Origin of the sequence: Nocardioides marinus (genome assembly GCF_013408145.1) — a bacterium.
Taxonomy (GTDB): Bacteria; Actinomycetota; Actinomycetes; order Propionibacteriales; family Nocardioidaceae; genus Nocardioides; species Nocardioides marinus.
On record NZ_JACBZI010000001.1, the window covers coordinates 949,992 to 973,893 of the forward strand.

The 23,902-nt window shown below is 67.8% G+C and carries 20 protein-coding genes; 12 read left to right on the plus strand and 8 right to left on the minus strand.

Annotated elements, in window-relative coordinates; genetic code table 11:
- From BKA05_RS04595 to BKA05_RS04645, 11 genes are all read left to right on the plus strand, one after another.
- Complete coding sequence (locus BKA05_RS04595) at positions 1-396, plus strand: TadE/TadG family type IV pilus assembly protein (protein ID WP_179530381.1); 396 nt, start codon at positions 1-3, stop codon at positions 394-396.
- Positions 393-854 carry a TadE/TadG family type IV pilus assembly protein gene (locus BKA05_RS04600; protein ID WP_179530382.1) on the plus strand — a complete coding sequence of 154 codons (462 nt, stop codon included), beginning with the start codon at positions 393-395 and terminating at the stop codon, positions 852-854. The genes BKA05_RS04595 and BKA05_RS04600 overlap by 4 nt, the downstream gene beginning before the upstream one ends.
- Entirely contained in the window at positions 851-1,300 is a 450-nt protein-coding gene (locus BKA05_RS04605; RefSeq protein ID WP_179530383.1) for a TadE/TadG family type IV pilus assembly protein, read from the plus strand. The genes BKA05_RS04600 and BKA05_RS04605 overlap by 4 nt, the downstream gene beginning before the upstream one ends.
- Complete coding sequence (locus BKA05_RS04610; protein ID WP_179530384.1) at positions 1,297-4,551, plus strand: LysM peptidoglycan-binding domain-containing protein; 3,255 nt, start codon at positions 1,297-1,299, stop codon at positions 4,549-4,551. The genes BKA05_RS04605 and BKA05_RS04610 overlap by 4 nt, the downstream gene beginning before the upstream one ends.
- A gap of 22 nt (positions 4,552-4,573) precedes the next feature.
- Complete coding sequence (locus tag BKA05_RS04615; RefSeq protein WP_179530385.1) at positions 4,574-4,846, plus strand: hypothetical protein; 273 nt, start codon at positions 4,574-4,576, stop codon at positions 4,844-4,846.
- Positions 4,843-5,406, plus strand: a complete 564-nt coding sequence (locus tag BKA05_RS04620; RefSeq protein WP_179530386.1) for a hypothetical protein — start codon at positions 4,843-4,845, stop codon at positions 5,404-5,406. The genes BKA05_RS04615 and BKA05_RS04620 overlap by 4 nt, the downstream gene beginning before the upstream one ends.
- The gene (locus tag BKA05_RS04625) at positions 5,400-6,302 is read left to right on the plus strand and encodes a hypothetical protein (protein WP_179530387.1); all 903 of its coding nucleotides are present in this window, start codon (positions 5,400-5,402) and stop codon (positions 6,300-6,302) included. Before BKA05_RS04620 ends, BKA05_RS04625 begins: the two co-directional genes overlap by 7 nt.
- 939 nt (positions 6,303-7,241) lie before the next feature.
- Positions 7,242-8,999, plus strand: coding sequence for an N-6 DNA methylase (locus tag BKA05_RS04630; protein WP_179530388.1), 1,758 nt, complete (start codon positions 7,242-7,244; stop codon positions 8,997-8,999).
- Complete coding sequence (locus BKA05_RS04635) at positions 8,996-10,243, plus strand: restriction endonuclease subunit S (RefSeq protein ID WP_179530389.1); 1,248 nt, start codon at positions 8,996-8,998, stop codon at positions 10,241-10,243. The genes BKA05_RS04630 and BKA05_RS04635 overlap by 4 nt, the downstream gene beginning before the upstream one ends.
- Positions 10,240-11,379: a hypothetical protein gene (locus tag BKA05_RS04640; RefSeq protein WP_179530390.1), complete on the plus strand. Its 1,140-nt coding sequence runs from the start codon at positions 10,240-10,242 to the stop codon at positions 11,377-11,379. Before BKA05_RS04635 ends, BKA05_RS04640 begins: the two co-directional genes overlap by 4 nt.
- Before the next feature lie 10 nt (positions 11,380-11,389).
- Positions 11,390-14,488: a type I restriction endonuclease gene (locus BKA05_RS04645; RefSeq protein WP_179530391.1), complete on the plus strand. Its 3,099-nt coding sequence runs from the start codon at positions 11,390-11,392 to the stop codon at positions 14,486-14,488.
- A gap of 19 nt (positions 14,489-14,507) precedes the next feature.
- Here BKA05_RS04645 and BKA05_RS04650 read toward each other — a convergent pair whose 3' ends face one another.
- The 8 genes from BKA05_RS04650 to merA all read right to left on the minus strand — a co-directional run bounded on the left by BKA05_RS04650 (position 14,508) and on the right by merA (position 23,334).
- The gene (locus tag BKA05_RS04650; RefSeq protein ID WP_179530392.1) at positions 14,508-15,653 is read right to left on the minus strand and encodes a DUF262 domain-containing protein; all 1,146 of its coding nucleotides are present in this window, start codon (positions 15,651-15,653) and stop codon (positions 14,508-14,510) included.
- Positions 15,650-16,405 (minus strand): FRG domain-containing protein, encoded by a 756-nt coding sequence (locus tag BKA05_RS04655; protein ID WP_179530393.1) that lies wholly within the window; start codon positions 16,403-16,405, stop codon positions 15,650-15,652. Before BKA05_RS04655 ends, BKA05_RS04650 begins: the two co-directional genes overlap by 4 nt.
- Positions 16,406-16,781: 376 nt before the next feature.
- The gene (locus BKA05_RS04660) at positions 16,782-17,324 is read right to left on the minus strand and encodes a DUF1440 domain-containing protein (RefSeq protein WP_179530394.1); all 543 of its coding nucleotides are present in this window, start codon (positions 17,322-17,324) and stop codon (positions 16,782-16,784) included.
- A gap of 221 nt (positions 17,325-17,545) precedes the next feature.
- The gene (locus tag BKA05_RS04665) at positions 17,546-18,904 is read right to left on the minus strand and encodes a dihydrolipoyl dehydrogenase family protein (RefSeq protein WP_223396682.1); all 1,359 of its coding nucleotides are present in this window, start codon (positions 18,902-18,904) and stop codon (positions 17,546-17,548) included.
- A 425-nt stretch (positions 18,905-19,329) separates the two neighbouring features.
- Positions 19,330-20,289 carry a cytochrome c biogenesis CcdA family protein gene (locus BKA05_RS04670; protein WP_179530395.1) on the minus strand — a complete coding sequence of 320 codons (960 nt, stop codon included), beginning with the start codon at positions 20,287-20,289 and terminating at the stop codon, positions 19,330-19,332.
- Positions 20,289-20,774: a TlpA family protein disulfide reductase gene (locus BKA05_RS04675; protein WP_179530396.1), complete on the minus strand. Its 486-nt coding sequence runs from the start codon at positions 20,772-20,774 to the stop codon at positions 20,289-20,291. Before BKA05_RS04675 ends, BKA05_RS04670 begins: the two co-directional genes overlap by 1 nt.
- Positions 20,775-21,199: 425 nt before the next feature.
- On the minus strand, positions 21,200-21,859 hold the full coding sequence (gene merB / locus BKA05_RS04680; protein WP_179530397.1) for an organomercurial lyase MerB: 660 nt from the start codon (positions 21,857-21,859) through the stop codon (positions 21,200-21,202).
- A gap of 50 nt (positions 21,860-21,909) precedes the next feature.
- Positions 21,910-23,334: a mercury(II) reductase gene (gene merA, locus BKA05_RS04685; RefSeq protein ID WP_179530398.1), complete on the minus strand. Its 1,425-nt coding sequence runs from the start codon at positions 23,332-23,334 to the stop codon at positions 21,910-21,912.
- Positions 23,335-23,436: 102 nt separating this feature from the next.
- Between merA and BKA05_RS04690 the strand changes: the two genes are divergently transcribed.
- Complete coding sequence (locus BKA05_RS04690) at positions 23,437-23,826, plus strand: heavy metal-responsive transcriptional regulator (protein WP_179530399.1); 390 nt, start codon at positions 23,437-23,439, stop codon at positions 23,824-23,826.
- The last annotated feature ends 76 nt before the right edge of the window (positions 23,827-23,902 follow it).

The window sequence follows — 23,902 nt, forward strand, 5'->3', positions numbered from 1 at the left end:
ATGTCCGCCACCTCTCAGCGCCGTCGCCGAGACGAGCGCGGGTCGGTGACCATCCAGATGGTCTTCTTGATGCCCGCCCTCTTCCTGCTGATGTTCCTCGGCCTCCAGGGCGCGCTGTACTACCACGCGAAGCAGGTAGCGCTCGCGGCCGCGCAGGAGGGCGCCCGCGAGGCGGGCAGCGAGACCGGCACCCGAGAGTCCGGTCTGGCAACGGCGAACACCTTCCTCAACCACGCCGGCGGCTCCGACGTGATGACGTCGACCAGCGTCTCGGGGTCACGCACCACGACCACCGCCACCATCACGGTCACGGGCAAGTCCCTGAGCGTGATTCCGGGGTGGCACGTCACCGTCTCCCAGAGCGCCAGCGTGCCGGTCGAGAGGCTCACCGAATGACCAGCCAACTCCACGGGTGGACCAGCTGGCCGCGCAGGCGCCGGGACGAGCGAGGATCGGTGGCGATCGAGGCCGCAATCGGCGTCCCGGCCTTCGGCCTGTTCATCGCGATGATCATCCTCGGCGGCCGCGTGGAGATCGCCAAGCAGTCAGTAGAGGCAGCCGCCTACGAAGCAGCCCGAGCCGCCTCCATCGAGCGGACCCAGAACGAGGCGATCAGCTCCGGCAAGTCCGCAGCCACCAGCAGCCTGCACGACCAGGGCCTGCAGTGCGCGACCACCAACGTCACGGTCAACGCCGCCGCGTTCAACGCGCCACTGGGCACCACCGCCCAAGTGACCGCAACGGTGACCTGCAAGGTCGACGTCGCCGACCTTGCCATCCCCGGCCTGCCGGGGACCAGGACGATCACCGCGACCGCCAGCAGCCCCGTCGACGCATACCGGGAGCGCCGATGATCAGCCAGCTGTGCCGCCTCCTGGCGGCCCGGGCGCGCGACGAGCGAGGCTCCATCAGCGTGTGGTTCGCCACCGCCTCGTTCGCGATGATCATCCTCGTCGGGATGGCCGTCGACCTCGGCGGCAAGGTCCACACCCAGCAGCAGGCCCGCAGCGCCGCCGCCCAGGCCGCCCGCACCGGCGCCCAGGAGGTCCAGGGCTCGACCGCCGTGCGCGGCGAGGACCTCCGCGTCGACATCAACGCCGCCAAGGCAGCCGCGATGGACTACCTCCACGCCGCCGGCGTGGAAGGCAACGCGCGCGTCGTCGACGGCGACACCCTGATCGTCACCACCACCGACACCTACACCAGCAAGTTCCTCGGGATCATCGGCCTGGACACCATGCAGGTCACCGGGGAGGCGTCCGCGCGGCTCATCCGCGCCGAAGGAGGCATCGAAAGATGACCACGCCCACCCACCCCACTCTGGGCCAGCGGCTCACCGGCCTCGCGGCCTCGGTCGCCGTGCTCGGCATCCTCGTAGGGCTCCCTGCCCTGTTCCTCGCCATCGGGGCCAGCCCGATCCCCGACCAGGCCCCGACCCTGGACAGCATCAAGAACGCGCTCCTCGCGCCCGACGACGGCACCCTCGTCCTCGGCCTGTTCAAGGTGATCGGCTGGGCCGCGTGGGCCTTCATGGCGCTCAGCCTCGTTGTCGAGACCATCGCACGCCTCCGCAACATCCAGGCACCCCAGCTGCCCGGCCTCAGGCTCCCGCAGGCCGGCGCCCGCAACCTGATCGGGCTCGCGGCCCTGTTCTTCATCGCCGCACCCATTGCGACGCAGGCAGCCCCCGCCGCTCCCGCCGCTGCCGCCCCGGCCGCGGTGGGTCATGTCCACGCCGCCGCCGTCGACCAGGCCCCCGCGCAGCAGGACGTCAAGGCCGAGACGAAGCAGGAGCGCCAAGCGCCCAAGACCGTCGACCACGCCGTGAAGCCGGGGGAGAGCCTCTGGTCGATCGCCGAGGACCACTTCGGCGACGGAGCCAGGTACAAGGAGATCGCCGAGCTCAACCGCGACCTACTCGGCACGCAGCCGAACTTCCTCGAGCCCGGCTGGGTGCTCAAGCTCCCCGCGCACCAGGTCAAGGACGCCCCCGCACACCAGTACGGCGTCCAGGCCGGCGACACCCTCAGCGAGATCGCACACGAGCAGCTCGGCGACGCCGACCGGTGGCCCGAGATCTACCAGGCCTCCACCGGCATCGCCCAGCCCGGCGGAGCCCAGCTGACCGACCCCGACCTCATCGACGTCGGCTGGACCCTCAACATCCCCGGCGCCGACAACCAGCAGCAGCCACGTGAGGTCGAGCCCGAGAACCCCGCCAGCCCCGAGGGCCAGCAGCCCGTCGACCCGCCGGCCAAGGAGAAGCCGCCGGTCGTCCAGGAGCCCGACGTGCCGGAGGTTCCCGAAACTGCGGCACCTGAGACTGAGGCACCCGAGGTCGCGCCGCCCCAGGCCGAGCAGCCGGCAGCCGCCGAGGTCGACCAGGTCGACGACAGCGACGACTCGATCCTCGAGGCACCCTGGGTCCTCGCCGGTCTCACCGGCGGGGGCGTGCTGCTGTCCGGGGCTCTGCTGATGGCCCTGCGCTCACGCCGACGCGCCGCGTTCCGCAACCGCCCGCCCGGCCGCGCGATCGCCGCCCCGTCGCCAGAGCTCGCGCCGGTGGAGATGACCCTGAACGCCACCGGCGCCGCCGCGGCCGCCACCGTGGAGTTCGCCGACGAGGCGCTGCGCCGCCTCGCGGCCGCCGTCGGCACCCAGGGCACCACGATGCCGCCCCTCGCCGCGGTGGAGCTCGGGCACGGCAAGCTCACCCTGCACCTCAGCGCCCCGGCCACCGTCCCCGCCCCCTGGGTAGGCAGCCCCGACCAGACCCACTGGCACGTCACCACCGACACCGACGTCGACCAACTCGGTCCCGACACCGACAACGTCGAGCCGCCCTACCCGCTCCTGGCCACCATCGGGATGAGCGACACCGGCGAGACGTGGCTGCTGAACTGCGAGGAGTTGTCCACCCTCACCATCAGCGGAGACCCCACCTACGGCCGCGACTTCGCCCGCCACCTCGCCGCCCAGCTGGCCGTGAACCCCTGGTCGCGCCGGGTGCAGGTCGACTGCATCGGCCTAGCCGAGGAGACCGTCGCCATGGACGAGCGGATCAGCTTCTACCCGACCGGAGCAGCCGGATCGCCGGCAACCGCGGAGACCCTCGCGGCCGCGGTCACCACCGTCGACCGGGCCAAGCGCCACGACACCGACGTGTCCACGGCCCGCACCGGCAGCGTCGACGACGACACCTGGCCCGCCCGGATGCTCCTGGTCGACGCGGCAGCCGGTGATCCAGAGGACCTCGAGCAGCTGCTGCAACTGGTCAACGACCACGTCGGGCAGTCGGCAACCTCCATCGTCGTCGCAGGCGAACGCCCCAACACCCCGGGCGCGGTGCTGCACATGACCAACACCGGCCGCGTCGTCCTCGAGCACGCCGGCCTCAATCTCATCGCCGTCGGCCTCACCAGCGACGAAGCCCGCGGCTGCGCCCTGGTCTACGCCCAGAGCGAGACCCCGGAGTACGTCGACACCCCAGTGGACGAGACCGCCACCGACGGCTGGGAGGCCTACACCGACTCCTCCGGGGCTCTGCGCCGCGAGTACACCCTGCCGCGCAACACCCCCAAGGACGCCGTCGACGAGCCGATGTCCTCCCTCCTCGAAGGCCAGGACGAGAAGTACATCCGCGAGAGCGCGATCGTGCAGGAGGACCTCGAGGCGCTCGCGCCCAAGGTGCCGGGTCACGTCCGCGCCGAGGTCGAGGAAAAGGACCCCGACCTGGACCAGGACATCGCCGACTGGTTCTCACCCACCTGCGACCGGCCCCGGCTCACCCTGCTCGGTCCGGTCTCAGCACGCGCCCACGGCAAGGCGCTGGCCAAGCGCAAGCCGTACTTCACCGAGCTGCTGGCGTTCCTCGCCCTGCACCGCAAGCACGGCGCCACCCGCGAGCAGATCCGCGAGGCGTTCTCGATCTCTGACGGCAAGGTGCGCGACTACACCAACATCGTCCGCGATTGGCTCGGCACCAACCCCCGCACCGGCGAGGACCACCTGCCCTACGCCGACAAGGCACCGGCCGCGAAGGTCACCGGCGTCAACGTCTACCAGGTAGACGACGGCCTGCTCGTCGACCTGGACCTGTTCCTCCGGTTACGCAAGCGCGGCCAGGCCCGAGGGGGCGCAGAAGGCGTCGCGGACCTATGCACCGCGCTCGAACTGGTCGGGGAGGCCCAGCCGTTCAGCCAGCTCCGCGAGGAGGGATGGTCCTGGCTGGCCAACGAGCCCGACCGCGTCGACCTCATGGCGGCCGGCTGGATCGCCGACGTCGCCCTCATCGTCGTCACCGAGGCTCTCGCGGCCGGCGACCTGATCAAGGCCCGCTCCGCCGCCTACGTCGCCAACCGCGCAGACCCCGACGGCGAGAGCACCCGACTGTGCCTGGCACACGTCATGAAGGCCGAGGGCGACCAACTCGAGGCCGACCGGATCCTGCGCGAGGAGATCTGCAACCGGTCCGACGACGGCGACGCCCCCATGGAACTGTCGGAACGCACGAAGACCATCATCCGTACACATGGCTGGCTCGCGAGCTGACTCGGGAAGGGAGCCCCAGCACATGGCAACGTTCGACCAGGAGCTCACCGGCCGCTACGCCGCGGCCGGTGGAGACCGCCCCGACCCGGACGCCCGACGTATCGCCCGGGCCGCGTTCGTGCGCGACACCATCCGCACCCTCTACAACGCCGACAAGAAGTTCGGCATCGACCCTGCCGACAACGGCTCGCTCGCCGAGCTCGTCGACGCCGCCGAAGAGCACCTCGAGCACATCGTCAACGACGTCAGCAGATCCGTCACGACCCTGCCCAACACAGGAGGAGACACCGCATGAGGAAGCACCACTCCGCACTCGGGGGAGTGGCCCTCGCCCTCGCCCTGGCCCTAACCGGCTGCGGCGGCGACGACACCGACCCCGAGGTCACGGAGACCCCCACCGAGTCGCCCTCCCCGACACCCACCAGCACGCCAACCCCAAAGACCCCCGAGGAGAAGGCCGCCGCCCAGCTGACCGCCTACCTCGACGTCCGCGACGACGCGTTCCGGGCCGCCACGATCGACTTCAAGCGTCTCAACCCAGTGGCAACGGGGCGAGAGTTCCTCAACGTTCAGCAGAACGTCTCCGGGATCGAGCGCTCTGGAAGCAAGGTCACCGGGGAGTACGTGCACACCCTCGCTGAGCCCCGCCAGCGCGCCGACGACCAGATCTTCATCATCGACTGCGAGGACCGCACCGGAGTGAAGCGGACGAAGGATGGCAAGCCCGTCCCAGAGCAGAAGGACCCTGAAGGCAACCCGCTGCGCAACCCGGTGCCGATTGAGTACGAGTTGGTACTGGAGAAGGGCCGGTGGCTGGTCACCAGCTCCAATGTGTTGTGGGACGAGCCGTGCTAGCCCGAGCACTCGCCGCGATGCTCGCCGCGGCCGCATTCGTCGTGGTCGGCTCGACCTCGCCCGCGGCGGCGGCCGGCGGTGAGAACTGCTGGTACGAGACTGACCCGAACACTGGGGAGGTCAAGCTCGTCTGCGAGGACCCGGGCAACGGCGGGGGCGGTAACGGTGACCCCGGCTCCGGAGGTTCGTCGACCTGCAACTACGCCGGGAAGGAGATCCCGTGCACCGGCCCAGAAGGGTCGGTCTGGAGCAGCAAGTACGCGTGCTGGATCGGCGCGCGCGGCCCGGACTACATGGTCCCGCCCGAGGGCCAGACCAAGGAGGACGGGTGGTGGCACGTCTGCTACTACCCGCCGCCCGGGTCGTCGTGGGAGTACATGTGGATCGAGGCCGGCGTGGTCGGAATCGACCCGGTGGTCCTCGCTAATCGTGCGATCGCCTCGATGGACCTGGACCCGATCCAGATCGGCATCGTTCCCGAGTCGGGCGCCAACCGCGCCGGCCTGGTCGGCCTGCCGGTGTGGATGTGGGTCGACAGTCCGACCGAGGACACCTTCGGCCCGATCACCCGCTCCGCGAGCCAGGGGACAGTCTCGGTCAGCGCGACCGCCAGCGTCTCCAGCATCGTGTGGAACATGGGCGACGGCACCAAGGTGACCTGCACCGGCAAGGGCACGCCGTACGCAGATCACTACGGCAAGCAACCCTCGCCGACCTGCGGTCACCGCTACGCGAAGATGTCGTCGGACCAGCCGGACGGTGCGTACCAGGTCACCGCGACCAGCCACTGGGTCGTCGAGTGGACCGGTGGCGGCCAGTCCGGAACCATCGAGTTCGACCTGACCACCGAGCCGCTGTCGATCCGCATCGGCGAGGCTCAGGTGCTCACTCAATGATGGGCGGGGCCGTCACCCCGTAGCTCAACCCCAAGGCAGGTCCCCGTCCTAGGAGCAGGACGGGGACCTGGTCTCATTCACCGGCCCGCGCCCACCCGAGGCCCCCCCTGAGAAGGCTCGGTACGACGCTGCTGGACGTGAAAGAGCCCCAGGCGTCTCGGGTCACCTGGGGCTCTTGGCCCAAGTAGAGCACGTGCCGCGAAGGTGCCGCAGGTGAATCGGGTCTATGGAGGCGCCCGGCCCAGCCGTCAACTGCCGCGAGCGTATGCCTGTCGGCCATGCATGCGCTAGCACGGGCCGCACATTTCAAGGTGACCGAGGCCGGATCTCAGACGTCCGCCCGAGACGACTCCATGGACTGCACTAGTGCATTTCTCTCGATCTTGCCAAAGTCGGCACGACGGCGGCCGGTGACAAATGCGCAGCCAGACTGCACAATAAATGCCGACAGACACGCTGCGCCGGCGAAGAAGTGGCCTCCCCGCGGGCGATGGCCAAAGGAGTTGAGTCCCATGGCACGTCGCGCAACCGACGTGATCCCCGACGAAAATGTGCGCGCGGCCCATGACGACTCGATGACTCGACGATGCGACAACCCCGAGTGCAGCCAGCGCCTCACCTGGCGTGCCGGACGAGGGCGTCCGCCGCTCTTCTGCTCAGCCAACTGCCGTAAGCGAGCGCTGTATGCCGCCGCCGCCTTGGTCCAGCAGATCGATGAGCGACACCGAGCTCTCGCGGGCGACATCACGTACCGACGCGAGCGGGAGATCCGCTCGGAGCTGGCTCGCCTTGAGTGGCTGCTCTCGGCGTACCCGCCCTCTGCCGCAGCGGCCGCCGATTCCCTGGGATCCACTCAAAGCGCCGGGACCGACACGTAACCTCAGCCGAGGGCCGAGACCATCCCGACGGTCGCCCTCTTCAGCACGGCACAGGAGACATGTGAGCACTCTCGGCAACTTCGTCTGGTCGATCGCCGACCAACTTCGCGGCGTCTACAAGCCTCACCAGTACGGCGACGTGATCCTGCCGATGACGATCCTGCGGCGACTGGACTGCGTCCTCGAGCCGACCCGTGACCAGGTCCGCCAGATCGCCGAAGCCGAATCGCGTGAGGAACTGCGGGACGTCAAGATCAAGCGCGCCACTGGCCTGGGCTTCTACAGCACCAGCCCATGGGACTTCACCCGACTCGTGGGCGACCCCGACGGCCTCTCCGCGAACCTGACGGACTACATCGCGGGATTCTCCAAGAACATCGACGTCTTCGAGCGGTTCCGGTTCGACAACCAGATCGCCACCCTGTCAGAGAAGAACCGTCTGCTCATCGTCGTCCAGAAGTTCGCCGAGGTCGACCTCCATCCGAGCTCCGTCAGCAACGCGGAGATGGGCGACCTCTTCGAGGAGTTGATCCGCAAGTTCGCTGAGGCCTCCAACGAGACTGCCGGTGAGCACTTCACACCACGCGACGCGATCCGGCTGATGGTGGATCTGCTGTTCGCGGGCGACGACCAGGCGCTGGTCGAGAAGGGCGTGGTCCGCACGGTCTACGACCCGACAGCGGGCACGGGCGGCATGCTCTCGGTCGCCGAGGAGCATCTGGTAGGTACTCCCGAGCACCCCGGCCTGAACCCCGACGCACGGCTGCGTCTCTACGGCCAGGAGATCAACGACCAGTCCTACGCGATCTGCAAGTCCGACATGATCGCCAAGGGCCAGGACGCCTCCAACATCCAGCTCGGCGACACCCTCGCCGAGGACAAGTTCGCCGGCACCACCTTCGACTATTGCCTGTCCAACCCGCCCTATGGCGTGGACTGGAAGGCGTCCGAGAAGGCGGTTAAGGACGAGGTCGCCCGGGCCGGCGAACGGTCGCGCTTTCCTGGCGGACTCCCCTCGATCGGCGACGGCCAGATGCTCTTCCTCCAGCACCTCGCCACCAAGATGCGGCCCGTCCACGACGGCGGCGGCCGCGCCGGCATCGTCCTCAACGGCTCTCCGCTGTTCACCGGCGCAGCCGAGTCCGGACCATCGCAGATCCGCCGCTGGTTGCTGGAGAACGACCTGGCCGACGCGATCGTCGCCCTGCCGACCAACATGTTCTACAACACCGGGATCGCCACCTACGTCTGGATCCTCGACAACGCCAAGCCCGCCGAGCGGATCGGCAAGGTCCAGCTCATCGACGGAACCGAGTTCTACTCCAAGATCCGGAAGAACCTCGGCAACAAGTCCCGGGAGATCACAGCTGCCGACCGGGAACAGATCGTCAAGCTCTACGCCGCCTACGACGAGACCGAGCACTCCAAGATCTTCCCCACCGACGCCTTCGGCTACTGGACCATCACCGTCGAACGACCCCTCCTCGACGAGCACGGTGAGGTCGTCCGCGACCGCAAGGGCAACCCGAAGCCGGACCCGAAACTCCGCGACACCGAGAACGTCCCGTTCACCTACGCCGGCAACGACCTCGGCGACGACGGTCGCGACGCCACCATCAAGGCGTACGTCGAAGCCGAGGTGCTGCCGCACATCCCCGACGCGTGGGTGGACGAGAAGAAGACCAAGGTCGGCTACGAGATCCCCTTCACCCGGCACTTCTACAAGTACCTCCCACCGCGGCCACTCGACGAGATCGACGCCGACCTCAACCAGCTCGTCGCCGAGATCCTCGATCTGCTCCGCGAGGTCGAGAAGTGACTCGCTCACGGCCCGATCTTGTCGACTCCGGCGTGCCGTGGCTCGGGCGAGTGCCAGCTGGGTGGAAGACCAAGCCACTCTGGTCACTGTTCGAACGAATCAAGGATGTCGACCACCCCGAGGAACGGATGCTTTCAGTCTTCCGCGAGTTCGGTGTTGTGGCGAAGGACTCGTACGACAACATCAACAAGACGGCTGAGAACAGAAGCATCTACCAACTGGTCCACCCTGGCTGGCTCGTCGCGAACCGGATGAAGGCATGGCAGGGCTCAGTGGGGATCTCCTCGCTGCGAGGCATCGTCTCCGGGCACTACATCTGCTTCGCACCTCGGCACAACGAGGACCACCGCTACCTCAACTGGCTCCTGCGCTCGACTGCGTACTCGAACGGGTACGCCGTTCTCTCCAGGGGAGTGAGGATCGGTCAGGCCGAGATCGACAATGACGAATTTCGGCTCATGCCCATCCTGCTGCCTCCGGTTGAGGAGCAGCGCGCCATCTCCGACTATCTCGACCGCGAGACCGACCAGATCGACACTCTCATCGCCAAGCAGGAGCAGCTCATCGCAACCCTGCGCGAGCGACGTCGGTCGCTGGTCAGGCGGGCCCTGACGCCAGCGGATAGCTGGACCACCTCGCGGATCAAGCACCTCGCGACGACGACCCTCGGCAAGATGCTTGATGCCGGTCGCGCTGTGCGCGACGACGACAGTCTCGCGCCCTACGTTCGTGCGGCGGACATCCTGGCGGACGGCAGCGTCCGACTCACCGATCTCAACGAGATGCCCTTCTCCGCCCCTGAAATGAGCAAGTTCAGTTTGCAACGGGGCGACGTTCTGTTGATAGAAGGTGGCGCGACGGTTGGTCGACCCGGCTTCCTCGAAGCAGATGCGCCCGGGATCGCATTCCAGAAGACCGTCAACCGCCTACGGCCCGGCGCCGACCTGGTTCCTCGGTTCGCGTATTGGTCGATGCTCGCCCTCTATGAGTCCGACTTCTATGTCCGCTTCTACGGATCCGTGTCCTTCGTCCACCTCACTGGCGAGAAGTTGCGGGAGATTTCCATCGCCCACCCCGACGTCTCCGAGCAGAGCGAGATCGCCGGATACCTCGACGAGAAGACAGCCAAGATCGACGAGCTCATCGCGAAGACCGAGCGCTTCATCGAGCTCTCCAAGGAACGCCGCTCAGCCCTGATCACCGCGGCGGTGACCGGGCAGATCGACGTGCGGGCAGCAGCATGATGGTGCAGCGTAAGCCGGACCTAAGCTACGTCATCCCTGGCTGGAGCGAGAACCGGTGGAGCGATCTGCTCGCCTCGCTGATCAAGACCGATCCGGCTCCGATCGCTTCACTGATCGGGACAATTCCGGACGATGTCCGCCGCGAGGTAGCCGTACCCGGCGAGACGTCGCGGAAGTCCGACCGCCTCGATGTCCTGCTCACCCACGGCGAGCGACAGATTGCCGCGATCGAGGTCAAGGTGCTCTCCGACCTTGGCCTCGATCAGCTCGCGCGCTACACCGCGGCTTTCCCTGACGCCGAGCACCGCTACGTGCTGCATCTGGCCTCCCTGCCGGTGAACACGACGGCGACTCCGGGGTGGGGTGAGCTCTCCTGGGAGTCGGTGCTAGCGGCGTACTCCATGAGCGATCAGCCGTGGGTTGCCGCGACAGCGAAGGCATGGCTCGCGCAGCTCGACGATCTCGTCCCGGCTGTCGATGCGGACACGGTCTGGAACGACGTGCCGGAGGATGCGCGGGACTTCGAGCTCGCCCTGCGCGCCCGGATCGCATGGCTTGCCCACCACCTCGGCGACTCGACGCTGGAGCGCGACATCGTCCAGTCCTCCGGTGGCGGGATCTGGGTGCTGCGCTTCTGGGCCGACACGGCTGTGCCGAATCTGCGGGTGCAGGTCGAGGTACAGGAGGGGATGACTGCCTACGAGTGGCGGGCCGACGCCGAACGGCGCTACCGCGACCGGCTCAAGGGCCCCGCACCGGTGGTGTCGTTGCGGTTGAGCGACGTCGACTCCTCGGAGGCTTTCGACTGGGGGCTGCTACGCCGCGTGTTTGCCGAGCACGTCCTCGATGAGAACGGCGATGCGCTCCCGGACTGGCCGTGGCAGCTCACGCCGGCCAACCCGCGACACCCCGTGGACCGCGCGGCGTGGAGCGCCATGGTCGTGGCAGGTGGGCCGAAGTGGCTCGGGAAGGGCTTCGGGATGGCGGTCGCGACCAAGGCCTACCGAGAGTGCCTGTTCGGAGCACGGATGCAGTTCGCGCCGACGCTGACGCTCGGACAGATCCGCAGCGAGTTGCTGCGTCTGGAGCCGCTGGTTCTCGCGATGTCGGCCACGGTCGATGCATCCGCGCACTAGCGTGACGGGTGTGAGTGTCGAGCACGAGCTGGCCTTCGAGGACGAGATCTGCGCCCACCTGGCTGCTGACGGCTGGCTCTACTCGCCGACCGACGATCGGTACGACAAGACTCGAGCCCTGTTCCCCGCCGACGTCTTCGCCTGGCTCCAGGAGACCCAACCCGAGGAGTGGGCGAAGGTCGTCAAGCCGTCGCTGTCACCCGCTGAGCAGGAGCGCGCGAAGGAGCAGTTGCTCGACCGGCTCGTGAAGACGCTCGACCTGCCGTTGGAGTCGGGCGGCGGCACTCTCGCCGTACTCCGCAAGGGGTTCAAGAAGACGCCGGCCCGGTTCGCGATGTGCGAGTTCAAGCCCGCCACCACGCTCAACGCGGCAGCGATGGAGCGGTATGCCGCCGTTCGGCTGCGCGTGATGCGGCAGGTCTACTACTCAGGCGAGCACAAGGGCTCGATCGACCTGGTGCTGTTCGTCAACGGGCTGCCGGTCGCCACGCTCGAGCTCAAGACCGACAACACCCAGTCGATCGAGCACGCCAAGGCGCAGTACCGCACCGACCGCGACCCGAAGGGCGAGCCGCTGCTCGGGTTCGCCAATCGATGCCTGGTGCACTTCGCGGTCTCCAACGACGAGGTCGCGATGACGACGCGGCTCGCCGGGAAGGCGACCCACTTCCTGCCGTTCAACGTGGGCAACGACGGCGCGGCGGGCAACCCGGTCAACCCGCGCGGTGCCGCGACGTCGTACCTGTGGGAGCGGGTCCTGCAGCGCGACTCCTGGCTGCACATCATCGGCAAGCTGCTCCACCTCGAGACCCGCACCGACATCGACCCCATCACCGGCGAGGCGTCGAAGAAGACGACACTGCTCTTCCCCCGCTTCCACCAGTGGGAGCTGGTCACCAACCTGCTCGCGACCGCCGCCCAGGAGGGGCCGGGACACCGCTACCTCGCGATGCACTCCGCCGGCTCGGGCAAGACCAACTCGATCGCCTGGACCGCACACGGCCTGGCCACCCTGTTCGACGAGCGCAACCAGAAGGTCTTCGACACCGTCATCGTCGTCACCGACCGCACCGTGCTCGACGACCAGCTCCAGAAGGCGATCAAGCAGATCGAGGGCGTCGACGGCACCGTCGCCACCATCAACGCCGATCAGGTCCGCAACGCGGGCACCGGATCCAAGTCCGGTCTCCTTGCCGCCGAGCTCCTCGCCGGCAAGCTCATCGTGATCGTCACGATGCAGACCTTCCCGTTCGCGCTCCAGGCGATCCGCGACAACGCCGGCCTGGCCGGGAAGAGGTTCGCGATCATCGCCGACGAGGCCCACTCCTCCCAGACCGGGCGGACGTCGCAGCAGCTGCGCGCCGTACTCACAGCTGAGGAGCTGGCGGACCTCGACGACGGCGGCGAGATCGACACCGAGGCGATCCTCGCGGCGGAGATGGAGGCGCGGGCGGAATCACCCAACCTCTCGTTCTTCGCCTTCACCGCCACTCCGAAGAACAAGACGCTCGAGCTGTTCGGCCGCCCCGACGCGGATGGCGTTCCGCGGCCGTTCCACGTGTACTCGATGCAGCAGGCGATCGAGGAGGGCTACATCCTCGACGTGCTGCGCAACTACACGACGTACGACACCGCCTTCCAGATCGCCGAGCGCTCTCGGCAGCATCTGGAAGAGGTGAAGCTGGTCGACGAGTCCGAGGCCACCAAGGGCCTGATGCGCTGGGTGTCACTGCACCCGACGAACATCGCTCAGAAGGTGCAGATCATCGTCGAGCACTACCGCGCCAACGTGCGTCACCTGCTCGACGGGCACGCCAAGGCCATGGTCGTCACCAGCTCCCGCGAGCACGCCGTGCGCTACAAGGAGGCGATCGATGCCTACATCGCCAAGCGCGGCTACCGGCTCGCCACGCTGGTCGCATTCTCGGGCTCGATCACCCTCGACGGTGTTGCGTTCGCCGGCGCGGAGCCGCCGTACACCGAAGCCAACCTCAACTCCGGGCTGCGGGGGCGGACCCTGCCGGTCGCGTTCGGCACCGACGACTTCCAGATTCTGATCGTCGCCAACAAGTACCAGACCGGCTTCGACCAGCCGCTGTTGAGTGCGATGTACGTCGACAAGCGACTCTCCGGCGTCACAGCCGTGCAAACGCTCTCCCGGCTCAACCGGACCTATCCCGCCGGTGGCAAGGACACGACCTACGTCCTGGACTTCGTCAACGATCCCGCCGAGATCCTCGGCTCCTTCAAGCCCTACTACCGCGAGGCCACGATCGAGGGTGCGACCGACCCCGACATCGTCCACGACCTGCAGGCCAAGCTCGACGCAGCAGGGATCTACACCGAATCGGAGATCGACGCGTTCGTGACCGCCTACCTGACCGGCAAGCACGGGGCGATCTCCGCGCCGCTCAAGGCTGCCGCCGACCGGTTCAACAGCCGCTACACCGCCGCAGTCGTGGACGGTGACGCCGCCACCGTCGAGGAACTCGACCTCTTCCGCAAGGACGTCGGGAGCTTCGTGCGGCTCTACGACTTCCTCTCCCAGATCGTGAACTACGCCGACACCGACCTGGAGAAGCGATCCCTCTTCCTCCGACTGCTCGCCGGCCGCCTGACCGGACGCCTGGGCGCCGAGACGGTCGACTTCTCCACCGTCGAGCTCACCCACATCAAACAGGCTCGCTCCGGTGACCACGCTCTCGATCTCGACAGCGGCGAGCCTGTGGCGCTACGTCCGGTGTCCGCGACCGGGACCGGCTCCGCGCGCGACCCGCGGATGGTGCGCCTGGCCGAAGTGCTGGCGAAGATCAACGACCTGTTCGCCGGCGAGGACTTCACACCCGCCGAGCAACAGTCGTGGGTCGAAGGCCTCGTCACCGTCCTGATGGACGACGACACAATCCGCGCCCAGGCGGGCGCCAACACCCGCAAGCAGTTCGTCGAGTCGCCCGACCTCTCCGACGCCGTCACCGAGGCCGTCCTGGGGAACCAGACGAGCCACCACAAGATGGCCGACTACTTCTTCACCGACGACCGCGTGAAGGTCCAGCTCGTCAAGCTCCTGGGCGAGTTGGTGCACGAGAACCTCAAGGCCGAGATCACCTGAAGCGGGACCGCGGCGCACGTCAGACGACGGACAACTCCCCCCGCAAGTACCGCAGCAGGATCTGCGCCTTCTCTTGCGTGTAGGACCCTGTTGTCGTCTCGCGTAGTGGGGCGGCGTACTCCAACGCTTCTCGCTGATCGGCCGTCAGTTGCTCTTCTTCGCGCCCCTGCAACGACCCTAACTCCTCTCCGAACCTCACGAAGTCGGCACGAGCCGGCAGTGCTTCACCGGTTCGCAGGAAGTCTTCGATCACGAGGTAGTAGATGAAGAAGGTGGACTGCTGACGCAGAAGTGGATCACCCTCTTCGAAGATCTCGTTCATCGCCTCGAGGGTCGGCCTAACGGCGTCAACCAAGGCAGCCAGGGTTCGTTGCACGTTCTGCCGCTCGGAGTCGCTGAACGATTCGCCGAAGTCCGGTCTGAAGGAAGACGCGAACTGGTCGATCAGCGTTCGCTTCATGTCTGGCACGTCGTGAATCGTGCCCTGACGCGACTTGACGAAGAGGAGCCGCAGGAGAAGGTCTTCGTGCTTGCGACGCACGTTCCTGAACCCGGCGCAACGGAACAAGTCGTCGTTTCGAACGAGCGGTATGACGTGGGATCGCAAAAGCTCGCCTCGGGTTCTCTTCTCAGCTGGGTTGAGAGGGACACCCTCGTTAAGCCGGAAGAACAGTTCTTCGATGAGTTCCGGATCCTCCGTGTCGACCACCGTGACCGGGATTTCGTAGTCCAAAAAGCGGTACGCAAGAGACGGCGCTTCCGCGCGGAGCTCACCAAGGGTGAGTCCGCCGAATCGACCGCGTCCTCCGGCGAACTCCTCCAACAGAACCGCTTGACTATCCTCCACGTCCTCCAGCAAGCGGAAGTCGTCATCCAGGCGCAGCCGGCCGGACGCGAACTCCTCAAGCGCCTCCAACCGCTGGCGCCCGTCGATGACGGCGTAACTGGCAGCGCGACCATCCCGAAACTCAGGAGGGCGCAGCTGGTGCAGGTAAAGCGGCGGAACGTCGAACCCGTTGAGGATGCTGTCGATGAACAGCTGCTGACGGCTGCGAGTCCAGATTCCGCCCTCACGCTGATAGACCGGATCGAGGAGGAAGTTGTCTTGCCAGCCGATCAGCTGCTCGACACGGAACCCACGCCGCGAGATGCCCAACCGGCTCATGCGAACAACTCTCTGACTCGGCTTCCCAGGCGGTGCAGATCCGGGTAGACCGTTCTTTCCTCGACGCCCAGCGATCTCAACTCCTCCAGGATCTGCTGCTTGGCCGCGCCCTCAACCCGGATGCGAGTTAGGAACTTGGCTGCATCCGGCAGGTGCTCGATGGCCGTCTCCTCTCCCGTGATCGTGAACGTTCCCCACTGACTGATGATCCTCGGGAAGTTCCGAGATGCGATAACAGCGACATGGCGGAGCGGTACCTGAGGTGCGGTGCCCGCCATCGGGTTGTACGGATCCAAGTTGCTGTCGACCCCGACAAACGGGAGGTCCTCGACGTGCTTCGATGACCATGTACCTGCCTGCCGGTTGAGACCTTCGGGCATCAAGACCCACACGTCGCCGTCAGGTTCGGGCACCCCTTCCAGCCGGGTGTCGTCAGTCTCGCAGGCGAAAAACAAGGCCACGAGTGCGTTCTCGGACCAGTCCAATAGACGGGTCGGCACCCCATGGTGCTGCGCCAGGAGCAACCAATCCCAGTCGCTGGCAGGAGGCTCAGCAAGATGAGGTAGCGCATCCTGCATGAAGCGCTTCAGCATGGCGACCTCGTTTTCCCGGAATCGGTCGCCGCGCAACGCACTGGCTTGCAGTCGATAGGCAGCGTTTCGGTGACCTCGAAACCAGAGCGGCCGCGTCATGCCGCCAGCGCCGAGGTCGCGGAGTGCCTGGACGAACTGGCCGACGTTGTCGATCGTCACCTTCGGATCCACGTCTGACGCTCCCTTGCTCCCCACGGACCTTAGCGCCGATCCCTTCTCAAAGTCGCCCCGCTTGGTAGATCTTGACCGTGACAGCGACTTGTCAAGATTCGCTGCATCTCGACAAAGTTGTCGAGATGCACGAAGGATTGATGGCCCGCCCGCGGGAGACCTTGACGAGATCGGCCATTTGCGTGGTTGCCGTCAAGGTAGGCCGGTCCGGACACGAGCTCTCCCCGCAGAGCGCCCCGTCACCGGCGAGCTTCGCGGACGGGTCATCCGGGACGCCCGGGCATTGGTCAGTGGGCTGGCCTGCTCAGGTCCCGCACGAGGTTCCAGTAAGGGACGGCCCCAGATCGCCGATGTGCTGCGTGAGTCAAGGCCCGCTCGTGCCTACCCGTCGGTTTGCCGTCGAGGTACGCCCTCTGCCTACCGCCCATCCGGCCTCGACGGTCCCGGCGACGGCGAGCCCGAAGACCAGGTGCGCGATGACTCCGCGGAGGTGCGTGCTGAGCGGATAGTCGAGGTTTGCTGCGGAGAACCCGAAGGCGGGGGTGATGAGTTCGTCGGCGACGATACTCATGGCGGCCCCGGTCGCGAGCCCGGCGATTGGCGGAGACCACCCGGTGCTACGCCGCAGGAGGGGATAGAGCGGCGCCCACTGGATGGCCAGGCCGTAGTGGAAGGCCAGGCTCAAGCGATCCAGCTGCTCGTCGCTGAGATCCAAGCCGACGTGGCGGCTGAGCTTCTCTGCTGCGATCCGGTACGGCGGTCCCGGGCGTACGGCGTCCTCGCGCTCTCGGTCAGCCGCGGACTCCATGTCGTACAACTTCATGCTGACCGGTTCCATGGCCTTGGTGCCGACGTATCCCGCGGCGGCGGCAAGGATCAGGTCAAGGGCGGCTTGTCGGATGTGCACTGTTCCTCCAAAGGTCGCGTTGAAAGGTTCTCACGGCCGCTGAGCATCCGCGCCGGGATGTAGCCGTGGTGTGCCTGCTAGTCACGCCATCCCGCGGCGTCGGGCTGGGTCGCGGGCACGACGGCAACGGCTTCGCGACCGCGGCGGCTGGGTTGTGCTCGGCGACCACACGTCCGCGAGGCGAGCCTGATGAACGGGCGGCCCGGAAGGTCAGAGAGTTCTCACAGCATCGAGCCCAGGTCGGACCCGACGGTGGGGTAGGCGGCTGTCGCGGATTTGAGTTGCCGAGTGGTGAGGCCGAGCTTGATGGCCAGGCCGAGGGTGTTGATAAGTTCGCCGTATTCGGGTCCGAGGAGGTGGGCGCCGACGATCTGGTCGTTGGTCTGGTCGATGAGGATCTTCGCGGCTGCGGTTGTCTCCCCGATGCGGTAGTTGGAGTACCAGTCGCTGGTGTCGTTGTAGCGGACGATGAGGTCGATGCCGATGTCGCGGGCCTCGGCCTCGAGCATGCCGACGCGGGCGAGTTCAGGGATGGTGAAGACCGCGGTGGGGATGCCTGAGTAGTCCGGGGCCGTGGTGGTGTCCTTGAGCATGTTGGAGGCGGCGACCTTGGCTTCGGAGACCGCGACCGGGGTGAGCGGCATTCCCGCTGTGTCGGCTGAGTCCCCGGCCGCCCAGACGTGGGGATTCGTGATGCTCTGCAGGTGGTCGGCGACGTGGATGCCGTGCTCGCCCCACTCGACGCCCGCGGCGTCGAGTCCCAGGTCGGCCAGGTCCGCGACGCGTCCGGCGCCGTGGACGACGAGGTCGGTCTCGACCGTCTCCTGGTCACCGTCGTGTTCCAGGGTGACCTGGTAGCCATCACCGGACGGCAGTACCTCGCGGATGGTGGTGGTGCGGCGCAGCTGGATGCCGATCTCGTGGCCACGGTTGACCAGCAGCTCGACGAGGTCGGGGTCGAAGTTCTTCAGTGGGCGCTCGCCACGGTCGACGATGGTCGGCGAGCTGCCGGCACGGACGGCGATGTGGGCAAACTCGAAGGAAATGAAACCGCCGCCGACGAACAGGATCCGGGAGGGGAGGTGCTCGAGGTTCAGGAAGTCGGTGCTGTCGATGAGGTGCTCGTGGCCCGGGAAGTCCAGGGGGCGGGGGCGGGCGCCGGTGGCGACCAGGAAGCGGTCGGCGTCGTAGGCGGTGTCCTCGATCTCCAGTTGGCGTGGGCCGGTGAATCTGGCGCGGCCGTGCAGGGTGGTGACGCCATGGCTGCTCAGGCCGTCTTCCATGTTCTGGGGCACGGGGTCGGTGAAGCCGTGCTTGTGCTTCATCAGGTCGGCCCAGTTGATGGAAAGATCCGCGTCGTCGATGCCCTTGCCGCGCATCAGCCGTGCGCTGTCGATGACCTCGGCCCCGCGGCGCAGGATCTTCTTCGGATCGCACCCCCGCAGCGCGCACGTGCCTCCGTAGGGCAGGGAGTCCACGATGGCCACCTTCCATCCCTGCGCTGCGCACTTGTTGGCGGCGGCGACACCGGCCATGCCGGCGCCGATGACGATCAGGTCGAACTGTTCATTCATCTGCATCTCTCCAGAGTGGAATAGTTGTAAGAGGCGGTGGGTGGGGCGTCCAGGCAAATGTTTGGCGATCCGTTGGCGACGAGCAGCAGCCAGCTACCCTTCAGGTACGTGCTGACGAGCTCGATCTGCCCGCCGCGCGCGCGGGCGGCAAGTCGGGGCCGAAGCGCCGCGGTGCAGCATCCACGCTGCGGCGAAGAGCGCGGCAGCGCCGAGGAAGAACGGCCAGGACGCGGGCCCGTCCACGCTGGCCCCTGCGGCAGCCGTACCGGCGCCGGCCACGGCCAAGGGGGCGCCACAGCAGAGGCCGAGCATCGCCAACCCTGCTCCGATGAAGGCGGCCACAGCGCCGAGCCCTGCCGCGATGACCGCGAACAGCCGCAATGTGAGACGGCCGGCGGCTCCGGCAAGGTGGGGTGAGGTGGCTGTCGGCCTCACCGCGAACGGCCCTCGCGACGATCCTGGTCGCGCGCGGGTGTCTGCGGTCTTGTGAGCGCGGGGGCGCAGCAGCCCTCGGGATCGGTCACCATCGGATCCGCGGCCTCCCCCGGGTCGGTGATGCGGCGGGTTCGGTGGTGGTGAATGACCACCGCGAGCGCGAGCAGGACGGCTCCCGTCGCGGACAGGGCGATGAGCGTGCCGTGGGCTTGCACCCAGGTGGCGGCGGTGGCGGCGACGCTGGTCAGGCCGGTGCCGCTGGTCGCGCGGTCACCCGTCACTGCGGTCGGGTACCAATACCAGATGAGGTAGGTGCCGGTGACCGCGAGGACGATCGCGGTGAGTGTGGGGCCGTACCGGGCCAGGGAGGCCGTGCGCCGGGTGAGGGCGGTGCCGGCGATGGCGGTGGCGATGGCGAGGAGCAGCAGGACGGTGGCTGCCCCGGCGGCATAGACGGCGAAGACCACGATCAGGCCGGTGTAGGTGGCGGTGGCCTGGGCCTGAGCGATGACCGCGAGGAGCACCCCGAAGGTGCACGATAGCGAGGCCCCGGCGAACCCGACGCCGTAGGCGACCGATTGGCCCACCCCGTGGCCTCGCGCTGCGGGCTTCGCGCCGATGCCGGGCAGACGGAGGCCCAGTGAGCGACCGGTGAGCATCGCCCCCGCGAACAGCAGCAGCACCACTCCTGTGGCCAGCCCGAGCCAGGGCGCCGCTTTGATGACCGCGTGGGCTCCGGCGCTCACGATGAGTCCGACGGCCACCAGGGTGCCGGCGAACCCGATGGTCAGCGCGACTCCGGACGGCAGGGCCCGGGCTAGGCGGCCCGCCAGGGCGGTGTGGTGGGTGGTGTCTCCCAGGGAGAGGGTGATCCAGGCGGGCAGGAGCGCGAACCCGCAGGGGTTGACGGGGGCCACCATGCCGGCGGCGAAGGCAAGCGCAAGCAGCCCGCCCATCAGCCCGTCACCTTGTCCAGCTCGGCACGGATCTTCTCGGCGTTGGGCTCCACGCCCCGGAAGACCACCTTGCCGTCGGGGTCGACGATTACCACGGTGCTCAACTGGGTGACCCCGTAGCGGGCGGTCAACGTGCCGTCGGGGTCACTGGCGTAGGCCAGGGCGGTGGCGTCGTAGTCCTTGAGGAATCCTTCGATGTCCTTGGACGTCTCGTAGGCGGCCACGTCGATGACCCCGAAGTCCGCCGCCTTGGGATCCTGGGCCCGCGCCTGGGCCAGGGCGTTGGCGGTGGGTCCGCAGCCGCCGCACTCGACGGAGAAGAACAGCAGCACGCTCGGACGCTCACCGGGCAGCGTGATGGAGCTGCCGGCGATGGTGCGGGCGGTGAAACCTGCCGTGGAGGCGCCTCCGTCACCTGCCGGGGAGGGGTTGTCCTTGGTCAGGCCTCCGCAGGCGGTCAACAAGACGGCGAGCACGCTGATCATGCCCAGCGCAGTGAATCGGCGCCGAAATGGGCGGGCGCGGCGAGCAGTACCGGTGCGATCGGGAGTGTCAGTGGGGTGCACTGGTCAGCGGCCCTCTCCTCGGGCGCGGCCCGGCGTGGATTCGTTGCGGGACGGGTCGGGTGCGCAGCAGTCGTCGTTATCGCGCTTGTGCCGTCGTGGGACGGCCAGCACCGCAACGACGACGAGCAGGACGCCTGCCGCAATCACCCACGGGCTGCGAATGAACCCGCCAATCCCAGCGAGTGCTCCGCCGGCGATGAGGAGGGGAAGGGCGCAGCAAGCGACCATGAGCAGCCCGGCTCCGGCGGCCATGAGCAGGCCACCGCCACCTGGTTGGTTGTCGCGGTTTGATGTCATGGGTGTTCCTCTCTCGTTCTCTCGTCGGCCCTCTCGTCGGCCTTGTGTCAGCAGCAGTGGGGGTCCTCGGACCCGGTCGGGTCGGCCTGGAGGCGGCCAAGCAGGCTGGCGGTGAGGGCGGCGCCGAGTTGGAAGGCGTCGGCCACGGTGACCACTTCGGCTTCGGGGTGCCCGGCGAGCCAGCCCGCCGCGTCCTGGGGGGAGGTGAAGTAGTGCACCTGGTCGCAGAACGAGGAGCGGATCGAGGTGATCTCGTCGGGGTTGACCAGGGACACCACAGCCGTGGAAGGCTCGACGCTGGTGACACCGCCGGCGGGGTCAACGGCCACCCGGATCGCGCCACCGCCGACCGGCGAGACCGACTCGATGCGGGCGGCGCGTTCGAGCAGGGCGGGGAACATCAGGGTGTCGAGGGCACACCAGGTGTAGAGCTCCTCGCCGGCCACGGTGAACCGGTGCGCGGTGGGGCGCAGGGTGAGGCCTTGGCCGATGATCCGGCCCTGGTCGTCGTACTCGGTGTCCGGCACGGCGGCCAGACCACGGCGCACGTCGTCGACGGTGCGGCCGGATGCGGCGGCGAGTTGCTCGAGGGTGACGGGGTCGCCGTCCACGAGCAGCCGCAACAGCGGGACGAGCAGGCCTGCGTCCAGGCCGGTCTCCTCGGGTCGGGTGAGTCGGTCGGTCAGGTCGGTGCTGAGGTTCGACACGTGCGTTGGCTCCGTTCTTGTCGGGGTGAGAGTGCCCTCGGGTGCGGGGGTCAGGCGCAGCAGGACAGCTTCGAGACGTCGGCGCCGAAGGCCTTGGCGGCGATCCGGATGCCCTCGGTCATGGTCAGGTAGGGCGCCCACGCCTCGGCGACCTCGGTGAGGGTCTTGCCCAGGACGTGGACGCCGGCGGCGGCGAGCTCGCCTGCGTCCTTGGCGACCGCGGTCAGACCGAGGATCTCGCCGGTCTCGGCGTTGGCGACCAGCTTGATGAACCCGCGGGTGTCGCGGTTGACCAGCGCCCGCGGTACGTAGTCCAGCGGTAATACCCGGCAGTCGCAGCGGATCCCGGCCTCGAGGACCTGGGCCTCGGTCATCCCGACTGCCCCGATCGCGGGGCTGGTGAACGTCACCCTCGGCAGCCGGCTGTAGTCGACGGACCGGTCGGCGGCGCCGAATGCGTTCTCGGCGACCATCGTGCCGTGGTGGGCAGCGACGTAGACGAACTCGGGGTGTCCGGTCACATCGCCGGCGGCCCAGATCCGCGGGTTGGAGGACTGCAGTTGGTCGGTGACAACGATGTGGCCGGCCTCGCCGGTCTTCACCTCCACCGCGTCGAGGTTGAGGCCGTCGGTGACCGGACGCCGTCCGAGCGCGACCAGGACCTGGTCGGCGCGGAACTCCTGCACGCCCCCGGACACCTCGGCGGTCACGACGACCTGCCCCGTAGCCCCGTCGCGGGTGACCCGGCTCAGGACGGCGCGGCGGACCACCCGGATGCCCTCGTCAGCGAAGACCTCTTGCAGCGCCTTGGAGACCTCCGGCTCCTCCTTCGAGGCCAGCCGCGATCGCACCAACATGGTCACCTTGGAGCCCAGCCGGGCGAACAGTTGGGCCTGCTCCAGGGCCACGTAGCCGCCGCCGAGCACCAGGAGCGACTCCGGAACCTCGGTCAGCTCCATCGCCGTGGTCGAGGTCAGGTAGCCGACCTCCGCCAGGCCGGCGGTCGGCGGGGCCCAGGCCTGGGCGCCGGTGGCCACCAGGTAGTTCTCGGCCTCGATCACCTCGACTCTGCCCTCGGCTGCGGTGACCTGGAGGGCCGGTGCGTCCGGGGTGCCGGTGAAGCTCGCCTCACCTTGGCGGACCTGCCAGCCGTAGGCGTCAGCCACGTCGACGTACTTCTCGCTCCGCAGGGCCTCGACCAGACCTTCCTTGCCGCCGATCAGGCCCGGCATGTCGACCGCGGAGGCGGTGGTGGCGATGCCGGGGAACCGGGTGCTCGCGTCAGCGGCCACATGGCGGGCCTCGGCCGCGGCGATCAGCGCCTTGGACGGCACACAGCCGGTGTTCACGCAGGTGCCGCCGAACGTGCCACGCTCGACCATCACCACCGACTTGCCGAGCGTGGTCGCGCGGATGGCGGCGGCGAACGCCGCCCCACCCGACCCGATCACCGCCAGGTCATACCTCGAACCCATGCCAGTACCTCCCCGGTCCGTTGAGAAACTCCCTTGATGCGGCGATACTGGACCTTCCAGTACAGGGGAAGGTCAAGGGAGACCTGCGACACAGGAGGCGCGATGCGGATCGGGGAGATCGCCGACACGGCCGGCACCACCACCAAAACGCTGCGGTTCTACGAAGACCAAGGGCTGCTCCCGCCGACCGAGCGCACCCCGGCCGGCTACCGCGACTACACGCCCGAGACCGTCGCCCGGATAGATTTCATCCACCGCGGCCAGGCGGCCGGACTCACGCTCGCCCAGATCCGACAGATCCTCGACATCCGCGATCGAGGACAAGCACCCTGCGACCACGTCCGCGACCTGCTCGACGCACGTCTGACGGAAATCGAGCAACAACTCGCCGGGCTCGCCGCGCTGCGCGACACCATCGCCGAGCTACGCGACCAAGCGGCCCGGCCCGAACCCGAGTCCTGCAACCCCGACCAGGTCTGCCGCTACCTGTAGGCCGGCGGCTGTCAGGTCGCTAGTTGCACAACACAAGAGCGCCAGCCGATGCGCACGCTTTCCGGATGGGGCATGG

Excerpts from the sequence above, each read along its gene's own strand:
- BKA05_RS04665 (WP_223396682.1), bottom strand. The coding sequence starts at position 18,904 with ATGCAGATGAATGAACAGTTCGACCTGATCGTCATCGGCGCCGGCATG.
- BKA05_RS04595 (WP_179530381.1), top strand. The coding sequence starts at position 1 with ATGTCCGCCACCTCTCAGCGCCGTCGCCGAGACGAGCGCGGGTCGGTG.
- BKA05_RS04615 (WP_179530385.1), top strand. The coding sequence starts at position 4,574 with ATGGCAACGTTCGACCAGGAGCTCACCGGCCGCTACGCCGCGGCCGGT.
- merA (WP_179530398.1), bottom strand. The coding sequence starts at position 23,334 with ATGGGTTCGAGGTATGACCTGGCGGTGATCGGGTCGGGTGGGGCGGCG.
- BKA05_RS04670 (WP_179530395.1), bottom strand. The coding sequence starts at position 20,289 with ATGGGCGGGCTGCTTGCGCTTGCCTTCGCCGCCGGCATGGTGGCCCCC.
- BKA05_RS04610 (WP_179530384.1), top strand. The coding sequence starts at position 1,297 with ATGACCACGCCCACCCACCCCACTCTGGGCCAGCGGCTCACCGGCCTC.
- BKA05_RS04600 (WP_179530382.1), top strand. The coding sequence starts at position 393 with ATGACCAGCCAACTCCACGGGTGGACCAGCTGGCCGCGCAGGCGCCGG.
- BKA05_RS04650 (WP_179530392.1), bottom strand. The coding sequence starts at position 15,653 with ATGAGCCGGTTGGGCATCTCGCGGCGTGGGTTCCGTGTCGAGCAGCTG.
- BKA05_RS04640 (WP_179530390.1), top strand. The coding sequence starts at position 10,240 with ATGATGGTGCAGCGTAAGCCGGACCTAAGCTACGTCATCCCTGGCTGG.
- BKA05_RS04675 (WP_179530396.1), bottom strand. The coding sequence starts at position 20,774 with ATGATCAGCGTGCTCGCCGTCTTGTTGACCGCCTGCGGAGGCCTGACC.
- BKA05_RS04605 (WP_179530383.1), top strand. The coding sequence starts at position 851 with ATGATCAGCCAGCTGTGCCGCCTCCTGGCGGCCCGGGCGCGCGACGAG.
- BKA05_RS04620 (WP_179530386.1), top strand. The coding sequence starts at position 4,843 with ATGAGGAAGCACCACTCCGCACTCGGGGGAGTGGCCCTCGCCCTCGCC.
- BKA05_RS04690 (WP_179530399.1), top strand. The coding sequence starts at position 23,437 with ATGCGGATCGGGGAGATCGCCGACACGGCCGGCACCACCACCAAAACG.